We start from the raw sequence: 16,879 nt of genomic DNA, 5'->3' as shown, positions 1-16,879 counted from the left end.
GATCAGCCGGGTGACACGCGTTCGACCTCGGAGGCCAGCATCATCGCGGCCGCGTTGACGGGCCTCGGCCGCCCCTGTCGCGGACGATAGACCGCGTCGCCGGCCTTGATCGGCGCACCCGACAACGCGCAGCGACCGCGCCGCCTCGAGACGCCCACCCGCCACAACTGGTCGCCGTAGCGGCAGGACGTTGCATCGCACCAGTACACGACCACGATCTTCGTCGAAACGCGATCGAGCACGCGCACCACGCATTCGCGGCACGCGTCGGTTGGCGCACCCCGCACCTTTACTGCTTCGACGCGCGGCGCCAACCGGCTCGCGGTCCACTCCCACGCGCCCCCATCGAGCAGGCGCAACGCGGCGCACCAGCATGCATCATCCGCCAGGTCGGTCTGCATGATCACGCTCCGGTGTCGCGCCGGCGCGGGTCGATAGCCGCGAGCGGCTCCTCGTCCCGCATGCGGGTCCGCCAGCTATTGGGCGGCTCGCCGACCATCCGCCCGAAGACGGTCGTAAAGTGCGCATGCGATCCGAAACCACAACTGAGCGCGACGTCGAGTACGTTGAGCGCCGACGAGCGCAGCAGCATCTGGGCATGCTCGATCCTGCGCCGCAGCAGATACGCGTGCGGCGAATAGCCGGTCGTCGAGCGGAACTGCGCGGCGAAATGCATGCGGGTGAGTCCAGTGCTGGCGGCGACATCGGCAAGTCCGATCGGCTGTGCGAGATTCGCTTCGATGAAGTCGAGCGCGCGCCGCAGACGCCACTGCGGCAGCGACGCCGCGCGCCGCACGCACGGTCGCGTTTGCTCAGCAGCCCGCGCCACGAGCCGCGCGACGATCGCGTCGCAGACGCTGTCTGAGTGGAGCCGATGAGACGCGTCGGCGACCGGTTCGGTTTCCTCGAGCGCAGTCTCATCGTCGGCGGCGAAATCTGCCACCTCGTTGCCGCACGCTGCATTCGGTGTCTGCGTGAACATGTGCGCCTCCGCAGGGCGTAAGTCGACGGCCTCTATCTTGCGCAGTCTGGCGGCGGCGCGACATCCCCTCATCGGGTGAGCACGACGGGCGCGGCATCCCTCGTTTGTGCGTTGTCAGGCGCCGCGACGCGGTTTGATTGCGCCCGCGGGATGGCGCTTCGCAATCGACGAGCGCAGCGCGGAATAGGCCGGCGCGACCATCGGGTAGTCGGCCGGCAGGCCCCACTTCGCGCGGTATTCGTCAGGGGTCATCGCGAAGTGGCGCTGCAGGTAGCGCTTGAGCGACTTCAGCTTGCGTCCGTCTTCGAGGCAGACGAGATAATCGTCGCGCACCGATTCCTCGATCGGCACCGCCGCCCGCTGCCGCGCGGCCGGTACCGACGTCGTGCGCAATGCGGCTAGCGCGGCGTAGGTGCTCCAGATGAACTCCGGCAGGTCGGCTGCCGGCAACGGATTGCACGACACGAAGCTCGCCACGATTTCGGCGGTGAGCTCGATCAGATTGATGTCCTCCGTCACAACCGGCCTCGACGGATCAACGGCTCCGGGTGGAGCAGCGGCGTTGCCCGAAGTGGCGCGCGGATTTCCGAAGCATCATGATTCTTCATGACCTGGCTCCATGGCTGGCGGGTCATCGGTCGCATTCGCGTCGGCAGGCACGGCGATCCCTCCCCCGACAGAGGGTCGGCACGCTCGCGTGGGCGACCGGCAGCCGCAACGAAGCCGGCGTGCTCGCCGCCTAGGGCTTGTTCGTGCTGGTCGACGCCCCCGGCAGGTCGTCGCTGCGATAGCCGCCGCCCAGCGCGCGGGTCAACACGATGCCCGCTTCGATCTCGTCGCCGGTAAGTTGCACGAGTTCGAGGCGCCCAGCGATGACCGGCGCCTTCGCCTGCATCGCGCTCGTCCTGTCGCCGAGGCCGGTCTGGTAGCTCGCCTCGGCACTGTCGCTCGCAAAGCGCAACGCGTCGATCCGGTCACGCTGCAAATGCGCGCGATGATCGAGGTCGTCGATCTGGCTACCGCTCTGCGCGACGTCGCGCACCGCGTCGAGCACCGCCTGGTCGTACTGCTCGATCAGCGTGTTGCTCGCCGTGCGCGCGCCGTGCAGGTTCGCGTTCAGGCGGCCGCCGTCGAAGATCGGCAGCGTGAGGCCGGGAATGAGGTTGATCTGCTGGCTCGAATGCAGGAACAGGTCGCGCATTCGCAGCGCGTTGAAACCGAAGAACGCGGTGATGTCGAAGCTCGGGTAGAACGCGGCCTTCGACGCATCGATCTTGTCGAACGACGCCTGTACCAGCCAGCGCATTGCCTGCAGATCCGGGCGCCGCGCGAGCAGCTCATACGACAGCGTCGACGGCAGTGAGCCCGATGGCGCCGGCAACGGCACCGGCGCGATTGCCGGCAGATCGTCGGGACCGACGCCCGCCAGCGCACGCAGCGCTTCGCGCGCGTGGACGATCTGCTCTTCGCTCGAGGCGATCTGCTGGTCGATTGCGAGCACCTGCGAGCGCGCCTGGGCGGTCTGGGTCAGCGCTTCGAGGCCGCGTTCGTGCCGCGCCGATCGCGTGTCGAGCTCGAACGCGCGCACTTCACGAAGCTGGCGCAACAGATCAAGGCTCGCGTAAGTGATCTGGATGCTGTAGTAAAGCTGCGCGACGCCTGCCGAGAGTTCGAGTTCGGCCTGCGCCGCCTCCGCGCGCCGCGCGTTCTGCTCGCCGATCGCCGCGCGCACGAGGTCGCGCTGCTTGCCCCAGATGTCGATGTCGTAGTGCGCGTCGACGCCCACCAGCCCGGTCCAATACCACGGCCCAAACGCTCCGATCGCCGGATCGTGCGACGCGTACGCGCTGAGGAACCCGTGACCCGAGACATGCTCGCGATCGGCTTCCGCCAGCGCGGACATCTGCAGACCGGCCGCCGCCTGGATCAGCTCGACCTGCGCGTGGGCTTGCGAGACGTGCTCGCGCGCAATGGCGAGCGAAGGCGCATGCGCGAGCGCCAGCTCGACGAGCGTATTGAGCTGCGGATCGTGATACTGCTCCCACCAACGTGCAGACGGCCAGCCTTCGTTGGCCAGATGGATGTCGTCGGCGAGGCGGATCTGCTGCGGCGCGATCATCGCGGCGGGCGGACTATCGTGGTGAATGATCGCGCATGAGGCGAGCAATGGCAGCGCTAGAGACGCGAGGCAGTGGTTGAGCAGTCGTGCGGCTGGTCGTGTGGCCAATCGTACGGCCGCCATGCGCGTCTGGCGCCACAGGCTCGGTAAGTGCGGTAAGCGCAACACGCGGCGCAGGATGCAAGCGAAGTGCGTCATCGCCGATCACCCCGCGCTCGCGAATTCGCCGGACGCACGTTCGTCGGGCAACCAGCGTGGCAACCCGGCGAGCGCCGCGTCAATGCGTTGCGCGAGCCGCTCCAGCGTTTGCTCACCTGCCGTCCCCGCTGCGCCTGCCGGCGGCAGTGCGGCGCGCAATCCGCTCGGGTCGAGCCGCGCCGGCGTCATCGCGGCTGGTGGCTCGGCCGTGAGCTGTGACGCGTATCGCTCCAGCGCATCCGCGACATCTGACTGAAACTTCGCGGCGCGCTGCATCGGTGCGCTTGCCGACGCATTGATCATCGCCTCATGGTGAAACGCTTCGAGCGCGACAAGCATCGCACGGCTCTGCGCGAGCACCGTCTGCGACAGCAGCGCAATACGTGTCGTCTCTCCCTCGCGCCAGTCGGGTTCGAGCGCGACACGCGCGAGCGCCATCTCGCAATCCGCGACCATGGCCCACGCTTCAACCACCGCTGCAGAATCCGTCGCGCGTGGCCCGCTCTGCACCGCCTTCGCCTCGATACGCGCCAGCGCCGCGATCTTGCGCAATATCGACGTCAGTTGCGTACGCAGGCCATCCGCTTCGCGCTCCGGCCACACCGACATCTGGATGAAGGTGGCCACGCCGACACCCAGGACGATGCCGACGATCCGGTCGCGGATCTCGGTGAGATCCGACGGCGGCGAGAACGATTCGAGCAAGGCCAGCGCAAACGTAAACATGATCTGGATTCCTGCATAGCTGATCCGCTCGGATCCCGCCGCCACCCAGGCGCCGAGCGCGATCACGGGCAAGCTCATCAGCAGCAGCCCCGTCACGCTTTCCAGTTGCGGAATCACGAACGCGACCATGAACAGCGCCAGTGCACTGCCGATCAGTGCACCGGTGAGCCGCAGCACGCCCTGGCGGCTCGATGCGCCAAGGCTCGGCAGCGCGACCACGAGACACGTCAGCATGATCGTGTGGATACCCGGCCAGTTCACCGCGTTGTAGAACACGTAGCAGATCAGTACCGAGAACAGCGTACGCAGCGCGAAGCGCGCGTAACGCGGATTCGCGAAGATGTCTGGTTCGGGCTGCGCGGAAGGCGCCGCCGCTTTCGTCGCCTGCTCCGCTTTCTCGCCCTTCTTCGCTGCACTGCCGGCGGCCGCATCTTCCGACGGCGTCGGCACGACGGCACCCCGCGTGGCCTCGGAGAACGCGTTGAGCGCGCGTTGCATCGCGTCGAGCGCGGGTATCGAGGTCAACACCGGCGCCTGGCGCGATGCGCCCCAATGCCGCCATTGCAGGTTGTCGCCGATCGCGTGATCGAGCGACACGAGTTCGTCCCGCACCACACGGATGGCATCGATCTGCCCGGCGTCGTGCGCGACTGCATGCTCAGGCAGCACCGCCGCAGCTTCGAAGATGCGCGATACCACGGTCACGCAGGCCAACCACGCCGAGGCATCTTCCTCGCTGTAGTGATGACGCATGGTCGAAAAACGCAACAGCTTCTGCAACGCGAGTGCGCCGCGCTCGAGATCGAGCGCGCCAATGTGCACGGCCGGCGCATTCGTGTCGATCATGACCGCGAGCCGCGCACGGGCCGTCGCGAGCTGCCCTTGCATGGCGGCGCGCAACTGCTGCTCCGGTTCGGCTGGCAGAAACAGCGTGTTGATGATCAGCGACAGCACAACTGCGTAGTTGACCGCCACCCACACCCACAGACAGGCACGCACCAGCGCTTCCGCGTTATCGGTCCGATCGACAAAGGTCTGCGCGTAGATCACGATCAATGAGACGAGAAAGAACACCAGCCCCAGTTTCGCCACGGCTCGCATCAGATAAGCGCTGCAAAAAAAGATGGCGCTTGCGACGATGATGCGCAGCAGCGGATAGTCGAACGTCAGCTTGAAGACGCCGATGATGCAGGCGATCGCGCAGGTCGTGCCGATCACGGCCAACAATGCGACAAGGCGGGTCAGCACGATGTTCGACTGCGTGACGAAAAACACCGCGATCAGCGACAACGCCACCTCGGGCACCCGCAAGGTCATCGACACGACAAGCACGATCGCGCAGCCGAGCACGCTGCGCATGGTCAGGTTGGCGCGCCCCGGAAACCCGCCAAGCTCCGAGCGCAGGAACGCGGCCAGTTGCCCGAGCGGCCGCGGCCAGGCAAGATGACGCCCGACGCCGTCGAGCCCGCTCATGACGGCGCTCCATTGGGCGTCGCGCGAGTGTCACGATTATCGCGACGTTCGGGCTGCAGCACGGCGACAGCGGACGTGCCAATCCGGAACATCTGCGGATCGGGATGATCGACCAGTATCTTCACCGGAAAACGCTGTGAGACGTGCACCCAGTTGATGCTGCGCTGAATGCTCGGCAGACCGTTCGCGGTGCCGCCGCCGTCCTGCGGATCGACGCCGAAGCCGATCGAGTCGACCGAACCGCTGAAACGGATGCGCGTATTGCTCATCAGGTAAACGGTCGCGCGGGTGCCGGGCCGGATGTTGCCGAGCTCGTTCTCGCGGAGATTGGCGATCACGTACCAATGCCGCGTATCGATCAGCGTGAAGACGGGCTTTTGCGCGGACACGAATTGCCCGACGGACGTGCGCAACTCGACGACGCGGCCATCGAACGGCGCACGCACGGTCGCGTATTCCAGGTTGAGTTGCGCCATGGAGATTTCAGCCGTCAGCACCGCGCGCTGCGCGACCAGCGCGGCGACGCTGCTGACCGCCGCCTGCGCCTCGCGGGCCTGCGCTTGCGCGGCCGCAAGCTCGGCGAGCGCCGAGCGTTGCGTGGTGCGCGCGCGCTCCAGATCGTCGGCGGAGATGTAGCCCTTGCCGATCAGCGGCTCCATTCTCGCCAGCGTGTCTCCCGCCTGCTTCGCGGCGGCCTGGGCACGCGCGACCGACGACTTCGCCGCTTCGGCACTGAATCCTTGTGCATTGACGGTGCGCTGGGTCAGCGGAATCTGCGCATCGAGTTGCGCGAGCGCCGCCTGGGCGCGCTGCAACGCGAACTGATACGGCCGCGGGTCGATCTCGAACAGCAGATCGCCCTGCTTCACCGCCTGGTTGTTGCGCACCGCAAGCGTCACGATCTTGCCGCTGACTTCGGGCGAGACGCCGATCGTGTCGGCGTACGCATAGGCGTCGTCGGTGCGCGGCACGGTATCCACGCGCCAGATCACGGCGATGATCGCGATCACGGCCAGCGCGATCAGCAGCATGGCGGGCCAGGTTCGCGGACGCTGCTTTCCTGCGTCCGTGCTTTGGGCAGCAGTCATGGTCACACGGTCAGCTAAAGGTTAAAGGGATTAAAGGCGTTAAAGGTTGAAGCCTGCTACCCAGAGCGCGATGGAAAACAGCACCGTCAGCGCCGGATAGACGATCGCAGGCGGCGTGAGCCAGGCGCCGCGGCCGCTTCGCGAAAGCAGCACGTGCACGCATACGACCAGCAGCACGCCGCCCACGATACAAAACAGCCAGTCCGGAAAATACGCGCCCAGCACGCCCACCGACGGCGCGTCGCTACACGCTGTCAACGTCGCGCACGACATCAGGACCGTCCATCCATGGCGCCTATGGCGCACACCACTCGACATCGCCGTCTCTCCCTGATGGCAGGCAATGAAGCATTACGATTCAACTGCACGCGCGATCCGGGCGCACCGGAAACACCGGATGCCAAGGTTCAGCGCGTCAGGTTCACTTTCGCGAGATCGATCAACTCGCCGCCACGGCCGTCCATCACCGCCTTCATCATGAAGAGGCCGAAATGCCAGGCTTCATCGACGGTGGTCTTCGGCGGCATGATCAGTTCCTGACGTGCGCTGACGACGTCGACGAGCGCGGGCCCGTCGTGGGCAAGCGCTGCCGCGATCGCGCCTTCGAGCTCCTGCGGTTTCTCCACGCGAATGCCCTTCACGCCCATCGCTTCGGCCATGTGCGCGAAGTTCGGATTGACGAGGTCGGTGCCGGTATCGACGAAGCCCGACGCGCGCATTTCGATCTCCACGAAACCGAGGGTGCCGTTGTTCAGCACGATCACCTTCACCGGCAGCTTCGCCTGAACCAGCGTGATGAAGTCGCCCATCATCATCGTGAAGCCACCGTCGCCGGACATCGAGATCACCTGGCGGCCGGGATACGCGGCCTGAGCGCCGATCGAATGCAGCATTGCGTTCGCCATCGAGCCGTGATTGAACGAACCGATCAGCCGGCGCCGGCCGTTCAGCTTCAGATAGCGCGCCGTCCAGGCGATTGGCGTGCCGACATCGCAGGTGAAGATCGCGTCGTCAGCCGCGAGCTGGCTCACGAGCCGCGTCACATACTGCGGATGGATTGTCGAGCTCGACGGATTGCTCTCGGCAAGCGAGTCGAGATCCTTGCGCGCCTTCTGATAATGCGCGAGCGCGCTGTCGAGATGCGACGAATCGGTTTTTTCCTTGAGGACCGGCAGCAACGCGGCGAGTGTGTCCTTGACCGTGCCGACGAGACCAAGATTCAGCGAACAGCGGTTGCCGAGCGCTTCGGGACGCACGTCGATCTGCGCGATCGTGGCGTCCTCCGGATAGAACTGCCGGTAAGGAAAATCGGTGCCGAGCAGCAGCAGCATGTCGCACGCCTTCATCGCGGCGTAACCCGACGCGAACCCCACCATGCCGGTCATACCGACGTCGTATGGGTTGTCATGTTCGATGTGCTCCTTGCCGCGCAGCGAGTGCACGATCGGCGCCTTCAGGCGCTTCGCGAGCTCGACCACTTCGTCGTGCGCGCCCGCGCAGCCGGCGCCGCACATCAACGTCACGCGCGATGCCGCGTGCAACATATCCGCGAGGCGCGAGATCTCGTCGTCGGCCGGACGCAGCACGGGCGGTGCCGACGGCACCAGCCAGGGCGCAACCTTGGCGGTCGTCGGCGACAGCGCGACGTTGCCCGGAATCACAACGACCGCCACGCCGCGCCGTCCGACCGCGGCGCGCATTGCGCGGGTCAGGATCTGCGGCAACTGGTCGACGTGCGACACGAGTTCCACGTAGTGGCTGCACTCCTTGAACAGGATTTCCGGATGCGTCGCCTGAAAGTAGTCGATGCCGATTTCCGAGCTGGGTATGTGCGCGGCGATCGCGAGCACAGGCACGCCGCTGCGGTGGCAGTCGAATAGTCCGTTGATCAGGTGCAGGTTGCCCGGTCCGCAACTGCCGGCACATACCGCCAGTTGACCGGTGAGATGCGCCTCCGCACCGGCCGCGAAGGCCGCGCCTTCCTCGTGCCGCACATGGACCCAGTCGATCTCGCCGGAACGCCTGAGCGAATCGGAGATGCCGTTCAGCGAGTCGCCGACGACGCCGTAAATGCGCTTCACGCCGGCCTGCGTCAGGGCATCGACCAGATAGTCCGCTGCCGTGGTCATGATGCCTCCTGCCGACCCGCGCTAACGGACGTAGCCGCCCCCTTGGCGGGCAGCGAACCTGAATGAGCGTGGGGGTAATTCACGATGCGCCTCCTTCTCCCGGTGACGGGGCGTGCAGGCACATGTGCCGGCGGCCACGGTTTAACTTCGACCATGGTGTCGCGGCTCGTCCGGGCGTGCTTTAGGATTCGCACGGTGACGTATCGAAATCGCGTGAACCGGCGGCGCAGCGATCTCGCAGGCAAATCGTGCCCGCCAGGGTTACCGTGACTTACCTACCGTCACGGTGAACCCTTCTACGACGGGCACGCATTCCATCAATGTCTGCGCTTACCGGGCGCGGCGCTGCGTGGCCAGATCGCGACCGATGCGGCGGATCTCGGCCTCGCCCTGTGCAAGCGCGTCTGCGCTCGTATGCACCGAGTAGTAACCGAGCACCAGCGGATAGGGATGCTTGATGGCCGAGCCGATGACGAACGACGTTGCGTGCTCGGCATGCAGCTCAATGGGCGCCCCGTCGGATTCCTCGAATACGGCGAGCTCCCCTGCCTCGATCGGCTCGGATGCGTTCAACCGCCCCTTGTCGATCGCCAGCCACAAGACGTTGTGTCCGGCAGGCGGCACGTAGCGCCACGTCTCCCCAGCGTTCAGTTCGACATGGAAGTAGTTGATGCCTTCGGGCGCGCGGATATCACTCGTCGCCGATCCGTGGCGGCCGATGATGACGCGGACCGGCCCATCACGCTGAACCTCGGCCGGCGAGATGTACTGGCTTTCCGCCGGCGAGTTCTCCTGCGAAGGCGGCAACGCGACCCAGAGTTGAAAGAGGCGTACCGCTTCGCCCGGCAATACGTTTCCGTCGTGCCAGACACCATTGCCGGCCTTCATCCATTCGAGTCCGCCGGCGAGAAGTTCGCCACTCTTGCCGGTCGTGTCTGCATAGGAAATTCCGCCACTCAGCACGGTGGTGAGTGTTGCGAGACCCGAGTGCGGGTGCATCCCGAACATCGGCTTGCCGGTCGGCACGACCACGGCGTGATCGAGGAACACAAAAGGCTTGATCAACTCGCCGATATCGGAGGGACTGGCCAAACGTGTAATGCCGCCGTGCGCACTGCCCGTGGTGCGAAATGCGACCCGGCGCGGCGCCAGCGTTGTCTCTGCAATCGGGGTGAGTACGGCTGTGTCGGTGTTCATGGCTCTGCCTTAAGAAAAACGCGATACACGTAAGGTAAGAGCTTGCACTCCATCTGAAAAGCCTATATTTTTAGATTTCAGGTATCGTTTGGAGCGATGGATATGCTTGACGGCGTCACGTTGGACCAGCTTCGGACCTTCATCGCCGCGGTCGATGAAGGCAGCTTCTCAGCAGCCGGACGCAAGCTCCGGCGCGCGCAATCAGTGGTTAGCCAGACCCTTGCGAATCTCGAGGCACAGCTCGAGGTGAAGCTGTTCGATCGCACGGCCCGCTATCCGCAGCTCACCGACGCAGGCAAGAGCTTGCTGCTCGACGCCCGTTCCGTGGCCGACACGATCGACGGTTTCAAGGCGCGAGCACGCGCGATGCGAGAGGGCCTGGAGCCCGAACTCTCCGTCGCGATGGACGTGATGTACCCCATGGATAGTCTGACGCGCGCGGCGGCTCAGTCCCAGAAGGACTATCCGCACACGCCACTGCGGCTCTATGTCGAGGCGCTGGGCGGTGTGATGAAGCTGGTGCTCGACCGGGTTTGCAACATTGGCGTGATCGGCACGCTGCCGATCGTGACGGATGAACTACAGGTCGAATCCTTGCGCGAACTGAAACTGGTGACGGTCGTCAGTCCCGCTCATCCGTTCGCCAATAGCCGGGGCATCATTTCCGCTGCCGCCATCAAGAAGCACGTGCAACTCGTACTCAGCGACCGAACCGCGTTGTCCGAGGGACGCGAATTCGGTGTGCTGTCCGCCTCGACGTGGAGGCTCGCGGATCTCGGGGCCAAGTATGCCTTTCTGAAGGCCGGCCTGGGCTGGGGGCATATGCCCTTGCACATGGTCAAGGAGGATCTCGAGAGTGGCAACCTGGTGACGATTCGCATTGAAGGCCTGCCGCGCGACGCAGCAATGCCGATGAAGGTTGTTTACCGCAAGGACGCGCCGCCGGGGCCGGCCGCTCGCGCCTTCATTGCACAATTGGGGAAATAAGCGGTATGGCGGCTGCCCGCTGGCGTTCCTGCGAGCGCCGATCCCGGTGAGACGATCCAGCCGGTCAACTGGTCAGCCGGTCGTCTCAGCGGATCAGACTTGTCAGCTCGCGTTCACAGGCGCAACACGCAAAGCTGTCCGGCCGGTGAGCGCGTCCAGGCTGAAAGCGCCGGCGCCGAACCAGGTGATTTGCAGGAGACCGCCGGCCATCATCACGTTCTTGAGGAAGTGAATCATCTGGTTTTGATCGGCGAAGTTGTGGTGAAAGAACAGCGCGGTGACCACACAGAACACCGCCATCCCCAGCGACACGGCGCGAGCCCGGTAGCCCGACAGCAGCAGCAGGCCACCGCCCAGCTCGGTCAGCACGGCAAGAATGAATGCGAGTGGCGGCACGGGCAGACCCATGGCCGCGATATAGCCAACCGTCGCGCCATACGCCGCGAGTTTGCCCAGCCCGCTCATGACAAACGGTGCACCGATCAGAACACGACCCAACAACGGAAGAAATTTAAAACGTTCCATGACTAACTCCTAAGATGAATTTACGCAGGTGGATTAAGAGAAAGGGAATTAGCCGGCGTCCACCATCACCAGCTCGGAATCTTCAAGAGCAGAAATCTGTGCCGCGGCGACTTTCGTGATCGCCACGCCGTCCAGCGGCCCAACGGGCTCGCCATTCACTTCGATGCGTCCCGAGGCCACGACGAGATAGGCGCGACGCGCCGGACTCAACTCGTATCGAACGCTTTCGCCTGCCTTCAGCATTGCGCCGAACACACGCGCATTGGCACGAATAGGCAGCGCACCTTCGTCGCCCGCGAACCCGCTGGCCAGGACTACAAAGCGCCCTGAGCGGTCGCTTCTTGGAAACGGCTTGGTATCCCATGCGGGTTCACCACCGGCTTTGCGAGGCAACAGCCAGATCTGGTAAACCTTGAGCGGCACTTCGCCCTTGTTGAATTCGGCGTGGCGTATGCCCGTGCCGGCGCTCATAACCTGGACATCGCCTGCGTGGATCGTTCCTTCGGATCCCAAAGTGTCTCGATGCCCGAGCAGGCCCTGGCGCACATAGGTGATGATTTCCATGTCACGATGCCCGTGCATGGGAAAACCGCTGTCAACCGCGATCTCGTCGTCGTTCCACACAATCAGGGGACCGAGAGCGGCATGGTCGGGATTGCCGTCGGCGCTCACCGCGAAATGGTATTTCGCGCGCAGCCAATCCCGGTTCGCCGTGTCCAGTGATTCCCAACGTCTGTGTGTGAGCATGTCCATCTCCGTTTTCCGCCGCCGCCAATGCGACGCTTGTCACCTGTGCGACCGACCGAATTCAGCGCTGATACAGGTGATGCAGGTGATGGGAAGAATGCTATATTCGCAATGAACTCGCGCATAGCTCCTACAATGAAACGCTTCATTGCCACCAATAGAACGATCAGAAGGAGTTGAAGTCCGCCTATGAACGCAATCACTGACCTCAATGATCTTCGGCTCTTCGCAGAGGTGGTCGAGCGTGGAAGCTACACGGCGGCCGCGCGCGGCCTCGGCTTACAGACGTCGAAACTCAGCCGGCGCGTTCGCGCACTGGAAGAAGAGCTTGGCGTTCGCCTGCTCAATCGCACCAGCCGGAGCCTTTCCTTGACGGAGACCGGGCGGCAGTTCCATCAGCATTGCCTTGCACTGGTGGCGGAAGCCAAGGCCGCGAAAGAGATCGTGGAGCGCACGCGCTCCAAGCCGCAGGGCACCGTCCGCATCGCCTGCCCCGTGGCCTTGCTGGAGTCCGGCATCTCAACGATCATCGCGCGATACGTAGAGGACAATCCTGATGTCCAGGTCCTGCTGGATGCAACCAACCGCCGCGTGGATGTCGTCGAGGAAGGCCTGGACTTTGCCATCCGGGTCAGGCTGCCGCCGTTGGAAAATACCGACCTCGCCGTCCGCCAGTTGGGCTTGTCGATCCACATTCTGGTTGCCAGTCCCGAACTGGCCGCGCGCCATTCGGTGCCCAGTTCGATCGATTCCGTAAAGGAATGGCCCACCCTCTCCATGGCGAGCAGCAACGAGCGATTTGTGTGGAATCTGGTCGACGCTGAGGGGCGTGTGACCTCATGGGCGCACCAGCCTCGCCTCGCCACCGACGACCTGGCGAGCCTTCGGCTGGCGGCGATATCCGGCGTTGGCGTGGCCATGCTGCCGAGAGAACTGGTTGAGGCCGATATTCAGGCTGGCCGCCTGCAGCATCTGCTGCCAGGTCTGGCTAGCACGCCGGGCCTTGTGCATGCGATCTTTCCCACGCGCCGCGGCATGGTTCCGGCCGTGCGTCACTTGCTCGATGCGCTGGTGGTAGGATTCGAAACCGTGTCGGCCAGGCAGGGATCTGCCTGACCGTCTCATGCGCGTCAACGGTGCGAATAGCCTGACGTTCAGCCAAACAGCTTGTTGGCCGTCCGGGCGATCAGTTCGCCCTGGTGACGAGCGCCGGCGAGCTCGATCGCGCTCGGCTGGCGTTGACCTTGCCCACCGGCGATCGTCGTGGCGCCGTACGGCGAACCACCGACGATTTCATCCAGCGTCATTTGCCCCTGGTGGCTGTATGGCAGGCCGACGATGGTCATGCCGAAGTGCAGCAGGTTGGTAATGATCGAGAACAGCGTCGTTTCCTGGCCGCCGTGCTGGCTCGCCGACGACGTGAACGCACCGCCGACTTTGCCATTCAATGCACCGCTCATCCAGAGGCCGCCGGCTTGATCCAGGAATGCCGCCATCTGCGATGAGACGCGCCCGAATCGGGTCGGCGTGCCGACGACAATAGCGTCATAGTTGGCGAGCTCGGCGACGGTCGCGACCGGCGCTTGCTGATCGAGTTTGAAGTAGGCGGCCTTGGCCACCTCCGCCGGCGCGGTCTCGGGCACCCGCTTGACGTCGACCGTGGCGCCCGCGGAACGCGCCCCTTCGGCGACGGCATCCGCTAGCGCTTCGACATGGCCATACGAGGAATAATATAGAACCAGAACTTTCGACATTTCGATCTCCTTCCTATATCTGCGTGATACCACTGTGGGAAATGATGTGCGCCGGACAACGCGCACGGTGTTGCAGTAAGCGCCGATCCGGGTGAGACGATCCGCCCGGTCAGGCGGTCGTCTCAGCGGATCCGTGTTCTCAGTTCGCGATCAGCGTTGCCGCACGCGAGCCTGCCCTACCGGAGCGCGCGCCATGACGAGCACCCGAAATGAAATGATGACTCGACCTGAAGGCTACGACCGAAATGCTTATGCGCATAGCTCCACGGCTGCAACGAATCGTTGCTTTTGACAGAACGACAAGAATTAATCAATGCATCCGAATGATGGCTTGCAAACGCCCATAAAGCAAAACGGCTGAGTCTTTCCCACCGATACAGGTGGGAAAGACTCAGCCGCAAACTACGCGATTCTCGAGAATCGCGTCTTTACATCAACATTACATACCGCTTGCTGCGCCCGAACGGGACGTCCCGTCAGCACCACCACCGTAACCCGAGACAGGGGCTTGGGCTGCGGCATTCTGCGCCGCGACTTTTGCTTCAGCTGCCTGAATGTTCTCGGGGTAGTGAATCCAGTCGTGCGGGTCGTAGCCAGCTTTCTCGAGCTGGGCCAGATCGGCGCGCACCTGCGCACGGCTTACCGGCTGACTGGACTGTGCGAACGACGCAACCGGTGCTGCAATAAGGGCAGCAATAAGAACCATCCTGGTGAACGACTTCATGGTGACCTACCTCAACGATTGTTTTAGTTGCAATACAGAGCAGCTTCGCTGCCATGGCTGCACGCAGTCTAAAGGGCAAAAATCGTTAGGGTAAGTACTAGTTTTTGAACTCTCTATTGCTGATGCGGCAACAATCGGCCGACGTCGCCGTCGAGCATGCGAACGAGGATGATGCGACCTCCTCCCTGCGTGCCTACAGCATCACGTAGCTCTTGATGATGTGGTCGACCAGGGTCGGCAGACGCTGAGCGATCCGCCGGGAGTCGCTGCCTGATTTGAAGTTGCTTGTTGTTGCATTTTCCCAAAGCATCATCAACGTATCCGCCAACGCCTCGGCATCTACTGCATTTGCGGCAATAGCCAGCCGCATCAATAGTGCCCGAAACTCCCGGCTAAGCTTCGCACGCGATAGCCTGACAGGATGATCCTTGTCGACGAACTGTACCGCCGGCAATTGAGGCTGCCCTGGCTGACGACTACCGGAAGCCAGTTCGACGGCGACATCGATAAAGAGTTCGAGCAAGTGTTGGACGGGCTCCTCGCCGGACCGATGTCCGGCTTCCCGCCATTGGGCACGCTCACGATCACAAAGCAGGTCGGCATAAGCTTGTAGAAACGCCTTACGTGACCCGAAAATCCGATAGATGTGCCGCTTACCGAGCCCCGTTTGATCGGCAAGCCGATCGAGATTCAACGACTCGACCGGCTCGCGATAGAAAAGCGCTACTGCGGCTTCAAGAATGGTGTTCCGGAGATCGTCCGTTGCAGCCTGCGGAAGTCTGCTGTTCTTTCGACGGATCGCGGACCGCCCAACTCGCAATGAGTCGGGTTCACGTTCGTCTTGCTGAGCAAATTCATCCACCAATGCTTTCCACATCGTTTAGCCATCCTTTGTGTCAGCAGCCGAACCGGCATCGACGACTGTTGCAGCGGTTCTTCTAACAAAGCATTTTTGCGAATCACGCGTGATCGACCCGGGAAGCATCACCTCGTACGCCATGTCGCTCTACGCACGCCTCGCCGCATTACTATACGATTGGAAAATATAATGTCAAGTGTGGTTAACACCCTGCAAAACCGTGGTGGTTAAAGCCGGAATCATGACGCGGCGCTGACCACGCCACGCGAAAACGACACTCGACAATCATTACTGGAAGCCTTCCAGCACGGTCTTCCCGATAGCCTTTCCTGTTTCGATCCGTTCGTGGGCACGGCGAAGATTCGCTGCAGTCAAGGGCCCTTCCACGTGCGTGAGTGTCGTCTGCAGCAGGCCGGCGTCAACCATCTCCGACACTTCTTTCAGCAAGCGGTGCTGGGCATCCATGTCCGCTGTCTGGAACAGCGACCGGGTAAACATCATCTCCCACGAAACCGTGATGCTCTTCGGCTTGAACGGCGCAATGCTGTCGTCGAAGTTGTCGATCAGCGTGATATGGCCTTGGGGATTCAACGCACGGGCGAGACTGGGGGCGCTACCGGGCATGGAAGTAATCGCCCCGATATAGTCCACGCCATCGAAGCCGATTGCGTGCAGCGCTTCGTCGATAGGCTTGCTGTGGTCGGCAACGTGCTTCGCACCGAGCTTCTTCACCCACTCGACAGTTTCGGGCCGGGACGCAGTGGCGATGACAGTGAGGCCCGTGAGGCGGTTCGCCAGTTGGATCAACATGGAGCCAACGCCCCCTGCTCCGTTCAGAACGAGCAGCGTGCCGCCAGGTGCGCGCAAGCCACGCGGCACCTTCATGCGGTCGAAGAGCATTTCCCATGCAGTTATCGAAGTGAGCGGCAAGGCCGCCGCCTCGGCGAACGACAATGAGGTGGGCTTGGGCCCGACGATCCGCTCGTCGACGAGGTGAAACTCCGAGTTGGTCCCGGGGCGATCCATCGCGCCCGCATAGAAGACCTCATCGCCAGGGCTAAAGAGCGTGACCTCGCTTCCCACCGCAACGATCACGCCTGCCGCGTCGTAGCCCAACACTCTGGGCAGCGGACTCTCCGAAGGATCTTCCCAGCGACGGCGCTTCACATCGACAGGATTCACCGACACGGCCTTCACGGCGACCCGCAAATCGCGTGGGCCCGGTTCCGGCATCGGGAGTTCGAGCTCGGTCAAAACCTCGACGCCACCCTTTGCTTTATAGCCAATCGCCTTCATTACATTCTCCAATGTCGCTTATGCCGAACTTTTTCGGCCAAGCCATGCGAAGCGCAGGTCAAATCGCTAGCCACT

General features: G+C 63.4%; 17 protein-coding genes. 2 read left to right on the top strand and 15 right to left on the bottom strand.

The window, feature by feature from the left end:
* Positions 1 to 2: 2 nt before the first annotated feature.
* The 9 genes from P3T25_RS03525 to P3T25_RS03485 all read right to left on the bottom strand — a co-directional run bounded on the left by P3T25_RS03525 (position 3) and on the right by P3T25_RS03485 (position 9,912).
* Positions 3 to 401: a DUF3331 domain-containing protein gene (locus tag P3T25_RS03525; RefSeq protein WP_429357496.1), complete on the bottom strand. Its 399-nt coding sequence runs from the start codon at positions 399 to 401 to the stop codon at positions 3 to 5.
* 2 nt (positions 402 to 403) lie between these two features.
* The gene (locus tag P3T25_RS03520) at positions 404 to 982 is read right to left on the bottom strand and encodes a helix-turn-helix domain-containing protein (RefSeq protein ID WP_429357495.1); all 579 of its coding nucleotides are present in this window, start codon (positions 980 to 982) and stop codon (positions 404 to 406) included.
* Positions 983 to 1,096: 114 nt separating this feature from the next.
* The gene (locus P3T25_RS03515; RefSeq protein WP_257020829.1) at positions 1,097 to 1,501 is read right to left on the bottom strand and encodes a MucR family transcriptional regulator; all 405 of its coding nucleotides are present in this window, start codon (positions 1,499 to 1,501) and stop codon (positions 1,097 to 1,099) included.
* Between the two features lie 220 nt (positions 1,502 to 1,721).
* Positions 1,722 to 3,299 carry an MdtP family multidrug efflux transporter outer membrane subunit gene (locus P3T25_RS03510; protein ID WP_233464815.1) on the bottom strand — a complete coding sequence of 526 codons (1,578 nt, stop codon included), beginning with the start codon at positions 3,297 to 3,299 and terminating at the stop codon, positions 1,722 to 1,724.
* Between the two features lie 6 nt (positions 3,300 to 3,305).
* Positions 3,306 to 5,498, bottom strand: a complete 2,193-nt coding sequence (locus P3T25_RS03505; RefSeq protein WP_429357494.1) for an FUSC family protein — start codon at positions 5,496 to 5,498, stop codon at positions 3,306 to 3,308.
* Complete coding sequence (gene mdtN / locus P3T25_RS03500) at positions 5,495 to 6,586, bottom strand: multidrug transporter subunit MdtN (RefSeq protein ID WP_429357493.1); 1,092 nt, start codon at positions 6,584 to 6,586, stop codon at positions 5,495 to 5,497. The genes P3T25_RS03505 and mdtN overlap by 4 nt, the downstream gene beginning before the upstream one ends.
* Before the next feature lie 39 nt (positions 6,587 to 6,625).
* Positions 6,626 to 6,859: a YtcA family lipoprotein gene (locus P3T25_RS03495; protein ID WP_429357492.1), complete on the bottom strand. Its 234-nt coding sequence runs from the start codon at positions 6,857 to 6,859 to the stop codon at positions 6,626 to 6,628.
* Positions 6,860 to 6,993: 134 nt separating this feature from the next.
* The gene (gene poxB / locus P3T25_RS03490) at positions 6,994 to 8,715 is read right to left on the bottom strand and encodes a ubiquinone-dependent pyruvate dehydrogenase (protein WP_429357491.1); all 1,722 of its coding nucleotides are present in this window, start codon (positions 8,713 to 8,715) and stop codon (positions 6,994 to 6,996) included.
* A gap of 330 nt (positions 8,716 to 9,045) precedes the next feature.
* Positions 9,046 to 9,912, bottom strand: a complete 867-nt coding sequence (locus P3T25_RS03485) for a pirin family protein (RefSeq protein WP_429357490.1) — start codon at positions 9,910 to 9,912, stop codon at positions 9,046 to 9,048.
* A 102-nt stretch (positions 9,913 to 10,014) separates the two neighbouring features.
* Between P3T25_RS03485 and P3T25_RS03480 the strand changes: the two genes are divergently transcribed.
* Positions 10,015 to 10,899 carry a LysR family transcriptional regulator gene (locus P3T25_RS03480; protein WP_429357537.1) on the top strand — a complete coding sequence of 295 codons (885 nt, stop codon included), beginning with the start codon at positions 10,015 to 10,017 and terminating at the stop codon, positions 10,897 to 10,899.
* Positions 10,900 to 11,001: 102 nt separating this feature from the next.
* Here P3T25_RS03480 and P3T25_RS03475 read toward each other — a convergent pair whose 3' ends face one another.
* Together P3T25_RS03475 and P3T25_RS03470 are read right to left on the bottom strand one after the other, a co-directional pair.
* Positions 11,002 to 11,424, bottom strand: coding sequence for a DoxX family protein (locus P3T25_RS03475; protein ID WP_429357489.1), 423 nt, complete (start codon positions 11,422 to 11,424; stop codon positions 11,002 to 11,004).
* A 48-nt stretch (positions 11,425 to 11,472) separates the two neighbouring features.
* Positions 11,473 to 12,171, bottom strand: a complete 699-nt coding sequence (locus tag P3T25_RS03470) for a pirin family protein (protein WP_266237184.1) — start codon at positions 12,169 to 12,171, stop codon at positions 11,473 to 11,475.
* 189 nt (positions 12,172 to 12,360) lie between these two features.
* On the opposite strand from P3T25_RS03470, the gene P3T25_RS03465 reads away from it, so the two are divergent.
* Complete coding sequence (locus P3T25_RS03465; RefSeq protein WP_429357488.1) at positions 12,361 to 13,287, top strand: LysR substrate-binding domain-containing protein; 927 nt, start codon at positions 12,361 to 12,363, stop codon at positions 13,285 to 13,287.
* Positions 13,288 to 13,325: 38 nt separating this feature from the next.
* On the opposite strand, the gene wrbA is transcribed toward P3T25_RS03465, so the two are convergent.
* From wrbA to P3T25_RS03445, 4 genes are all read right to left on the bottom strand, one after another.
* Complete coding sequence (wrbA, locus tag P3T25_RS03460; protein WP_154559768.1) at positions 13,326 to 13,925, bottom strand: NAD(P)H:quinone oxidoreductase; 600 nt, start codon at positions 13,923 to 13,925, stop codon at positions 13,326 to 13,328.
* 439 nt (positions 13,926 to 14,364) lie between these two features.
* Positions 14,365 to 14,649 carry a DUF4148 domain-containing protein gene (locus P3T25_RS03455; protein WP_154559767.1) on the bottom strand — a complete coding sequence of 95 codons (285 nt, stop codon included), beginning with the start codon at positions 14,647 to 14,649 and terminating at the stop codon, positions 14,365 to 14,367.
* Positions 14,650 to 14,842: 193 nt separating this feature from the next.
* Entirely contained in the window at positions 14,843 to 15,526 is a 684-nt protein-coding gene (locus P3T25_RS03450) for a TetR/AcrR family transcriptional regulator (protein WP_154559766.1), read from the bottom strand.
* Positions 15,527 to 15,796: 270 nt separating this feature from the next.
* On the bottom strand, positions 15,797 to 16,804 hold the full coding sequence (locus P3T25_RS03445; RefSeq protein WP_154559765.1) for a zinc-binding alcohol dehydrogenase family protein: 1,008 nt from the start codon (positions 16,802 to 16,804) through the stop codon (positions 15,797 to 15,799).
* Between the last annotated feature and the right edge of the window lie 75 nt (positions 16,805 to 16,879).

The sequence above is a fragment of the Paraburkholderia sp. GAS32 genome, from assembly GCF_050434225.1.
Lineage (GTDB): Bacteria > Pseudomonadota > Gammaproteobacteria > Burkholderiales > Burkholderiaceae > Paraburkholderia > Paraburkholderia madseniana.
The sequence above is the reverse complement of the archived record's forward strand: the minus strand, read 5'-3'. Positions and strand labels throughout refer to the sequence as shown.

Excerpts from the sequence above, each read along its gene's own strand:
- P3T25_RS03475 (WP_429357489.1), bottom strand. The coding sequence starts at position 11,424 with ATGGAACGTTTTAAATTTCTTCCGTTGTTGGGTCGTGTTCTGATCGGT.
- P3T25_RS03505 (WP_429357494.1), bottom strand. The coding sequence starts at position 5,498 with ATGAGCGGGCTCGACGGCGTCGGGCGTCATCTTGCCTGGCCGCGGCCG.
- P3T25_RS03465 (WP_429357488.1), top strand. The coding sequence starts at position 12,361 with ATGAACGCAATCACTGACCTCAATGATCTTCGGCTCTTCGCAGAGGTG.
- P3T25_RS03445 (WP_154559765.1), bottom strand. The coding sequence starts at position 16,804 with ATGAAGGCGATTGGCTATAAAGCAAAGGGTGGCGTCGAGGTTTTGACC.
- wrbA (WP_154559768.1), bottom strand. The coding sequence starts at position 13,925 with ATGTCGAAAGTTCTGGTTCTATATTATTCCTCGTATGGCCATGTCGAA.
- P3T25_RS03525 (WP_429357496.1), bottom strand. The coding sequence starts at position 401 with ATGCAGACCGACCTGGCGGATGATGCATGCTGGTGCGCCGCGTTGCGC.
- P3T25_RS03510 (WP_233464815.1), bottom strand. The coding sequence starts at position 3,299 with ATGACGCACTTCGCTTGCATCCTGCGCCGCGTGTTGCGCTTACCGCAC.
- mdtN (WP_429357493.1), bottom strand. The coding sequence starts at position 6,586 with ATGACTGCTGCCCAAAGCACGGACGCAGGAAAGCAGCGTCCGCGAACC.
- P3T25_RS03450 (WP_154559766.1), bottom strand. The coding sequence starts at position 15,526 with ATGTGGAAAGCATTGGTGGATGAATTTGCTCAGCAAGACGAACGTGAA.
- P3T25_RS03520 (WP_429357495.1), bottom strand. The coding sequence starts at position 982 with ATGTTCACGCAGACACCGAATGCAGCGTGCGGCAACGAGGTGGCAGAT.
- P3T25_RS03495 (WP_429357492.1), bottom strand. The coding sequence starts at position 6,859 with ATGTCGTGCGCGACGTTGACAGCGTGTAGCGACGCGCCGTCGGTGGGC.
- poxB (WP_429357491.1), bottom strand. The coding sequence starts at position 8,715 with ATGACCACGGCAGCGGACTATCTGGTCGATGCCCTGACGCAGGCCGGC.
- P3T25_RS03480 (WP_429357537.1), top strand. The coding sequence starts at position 10,015 with ATGCTTGACGGCGTCACGTTGGACCAGCTTCGGACCTTCATCGCCGCG.
- P3T25_RS03485 (WP_429357490.1), bottom strand. The coding sequence starts at position 9,912 with ATGAACACCGACACAGCCGTACTCACCCCGATTGCAGAGACAACGCTG.
- P3T25_RS03470 (WP_266237184.1), bottom strand. The coding sequence starts at position 12,171 with ATGCTCACACACAGACGTTGGGAATCACTGGACACGGCGAACCGGGAT.
- P3T25_RS03455 (WP_154559767.1), bottom strand. The coding sequence starts at position 14,649 with ATGAAGTCGTTCACCAGGATGGTTCTTATTGCTGCCCTTATTGCAGCA.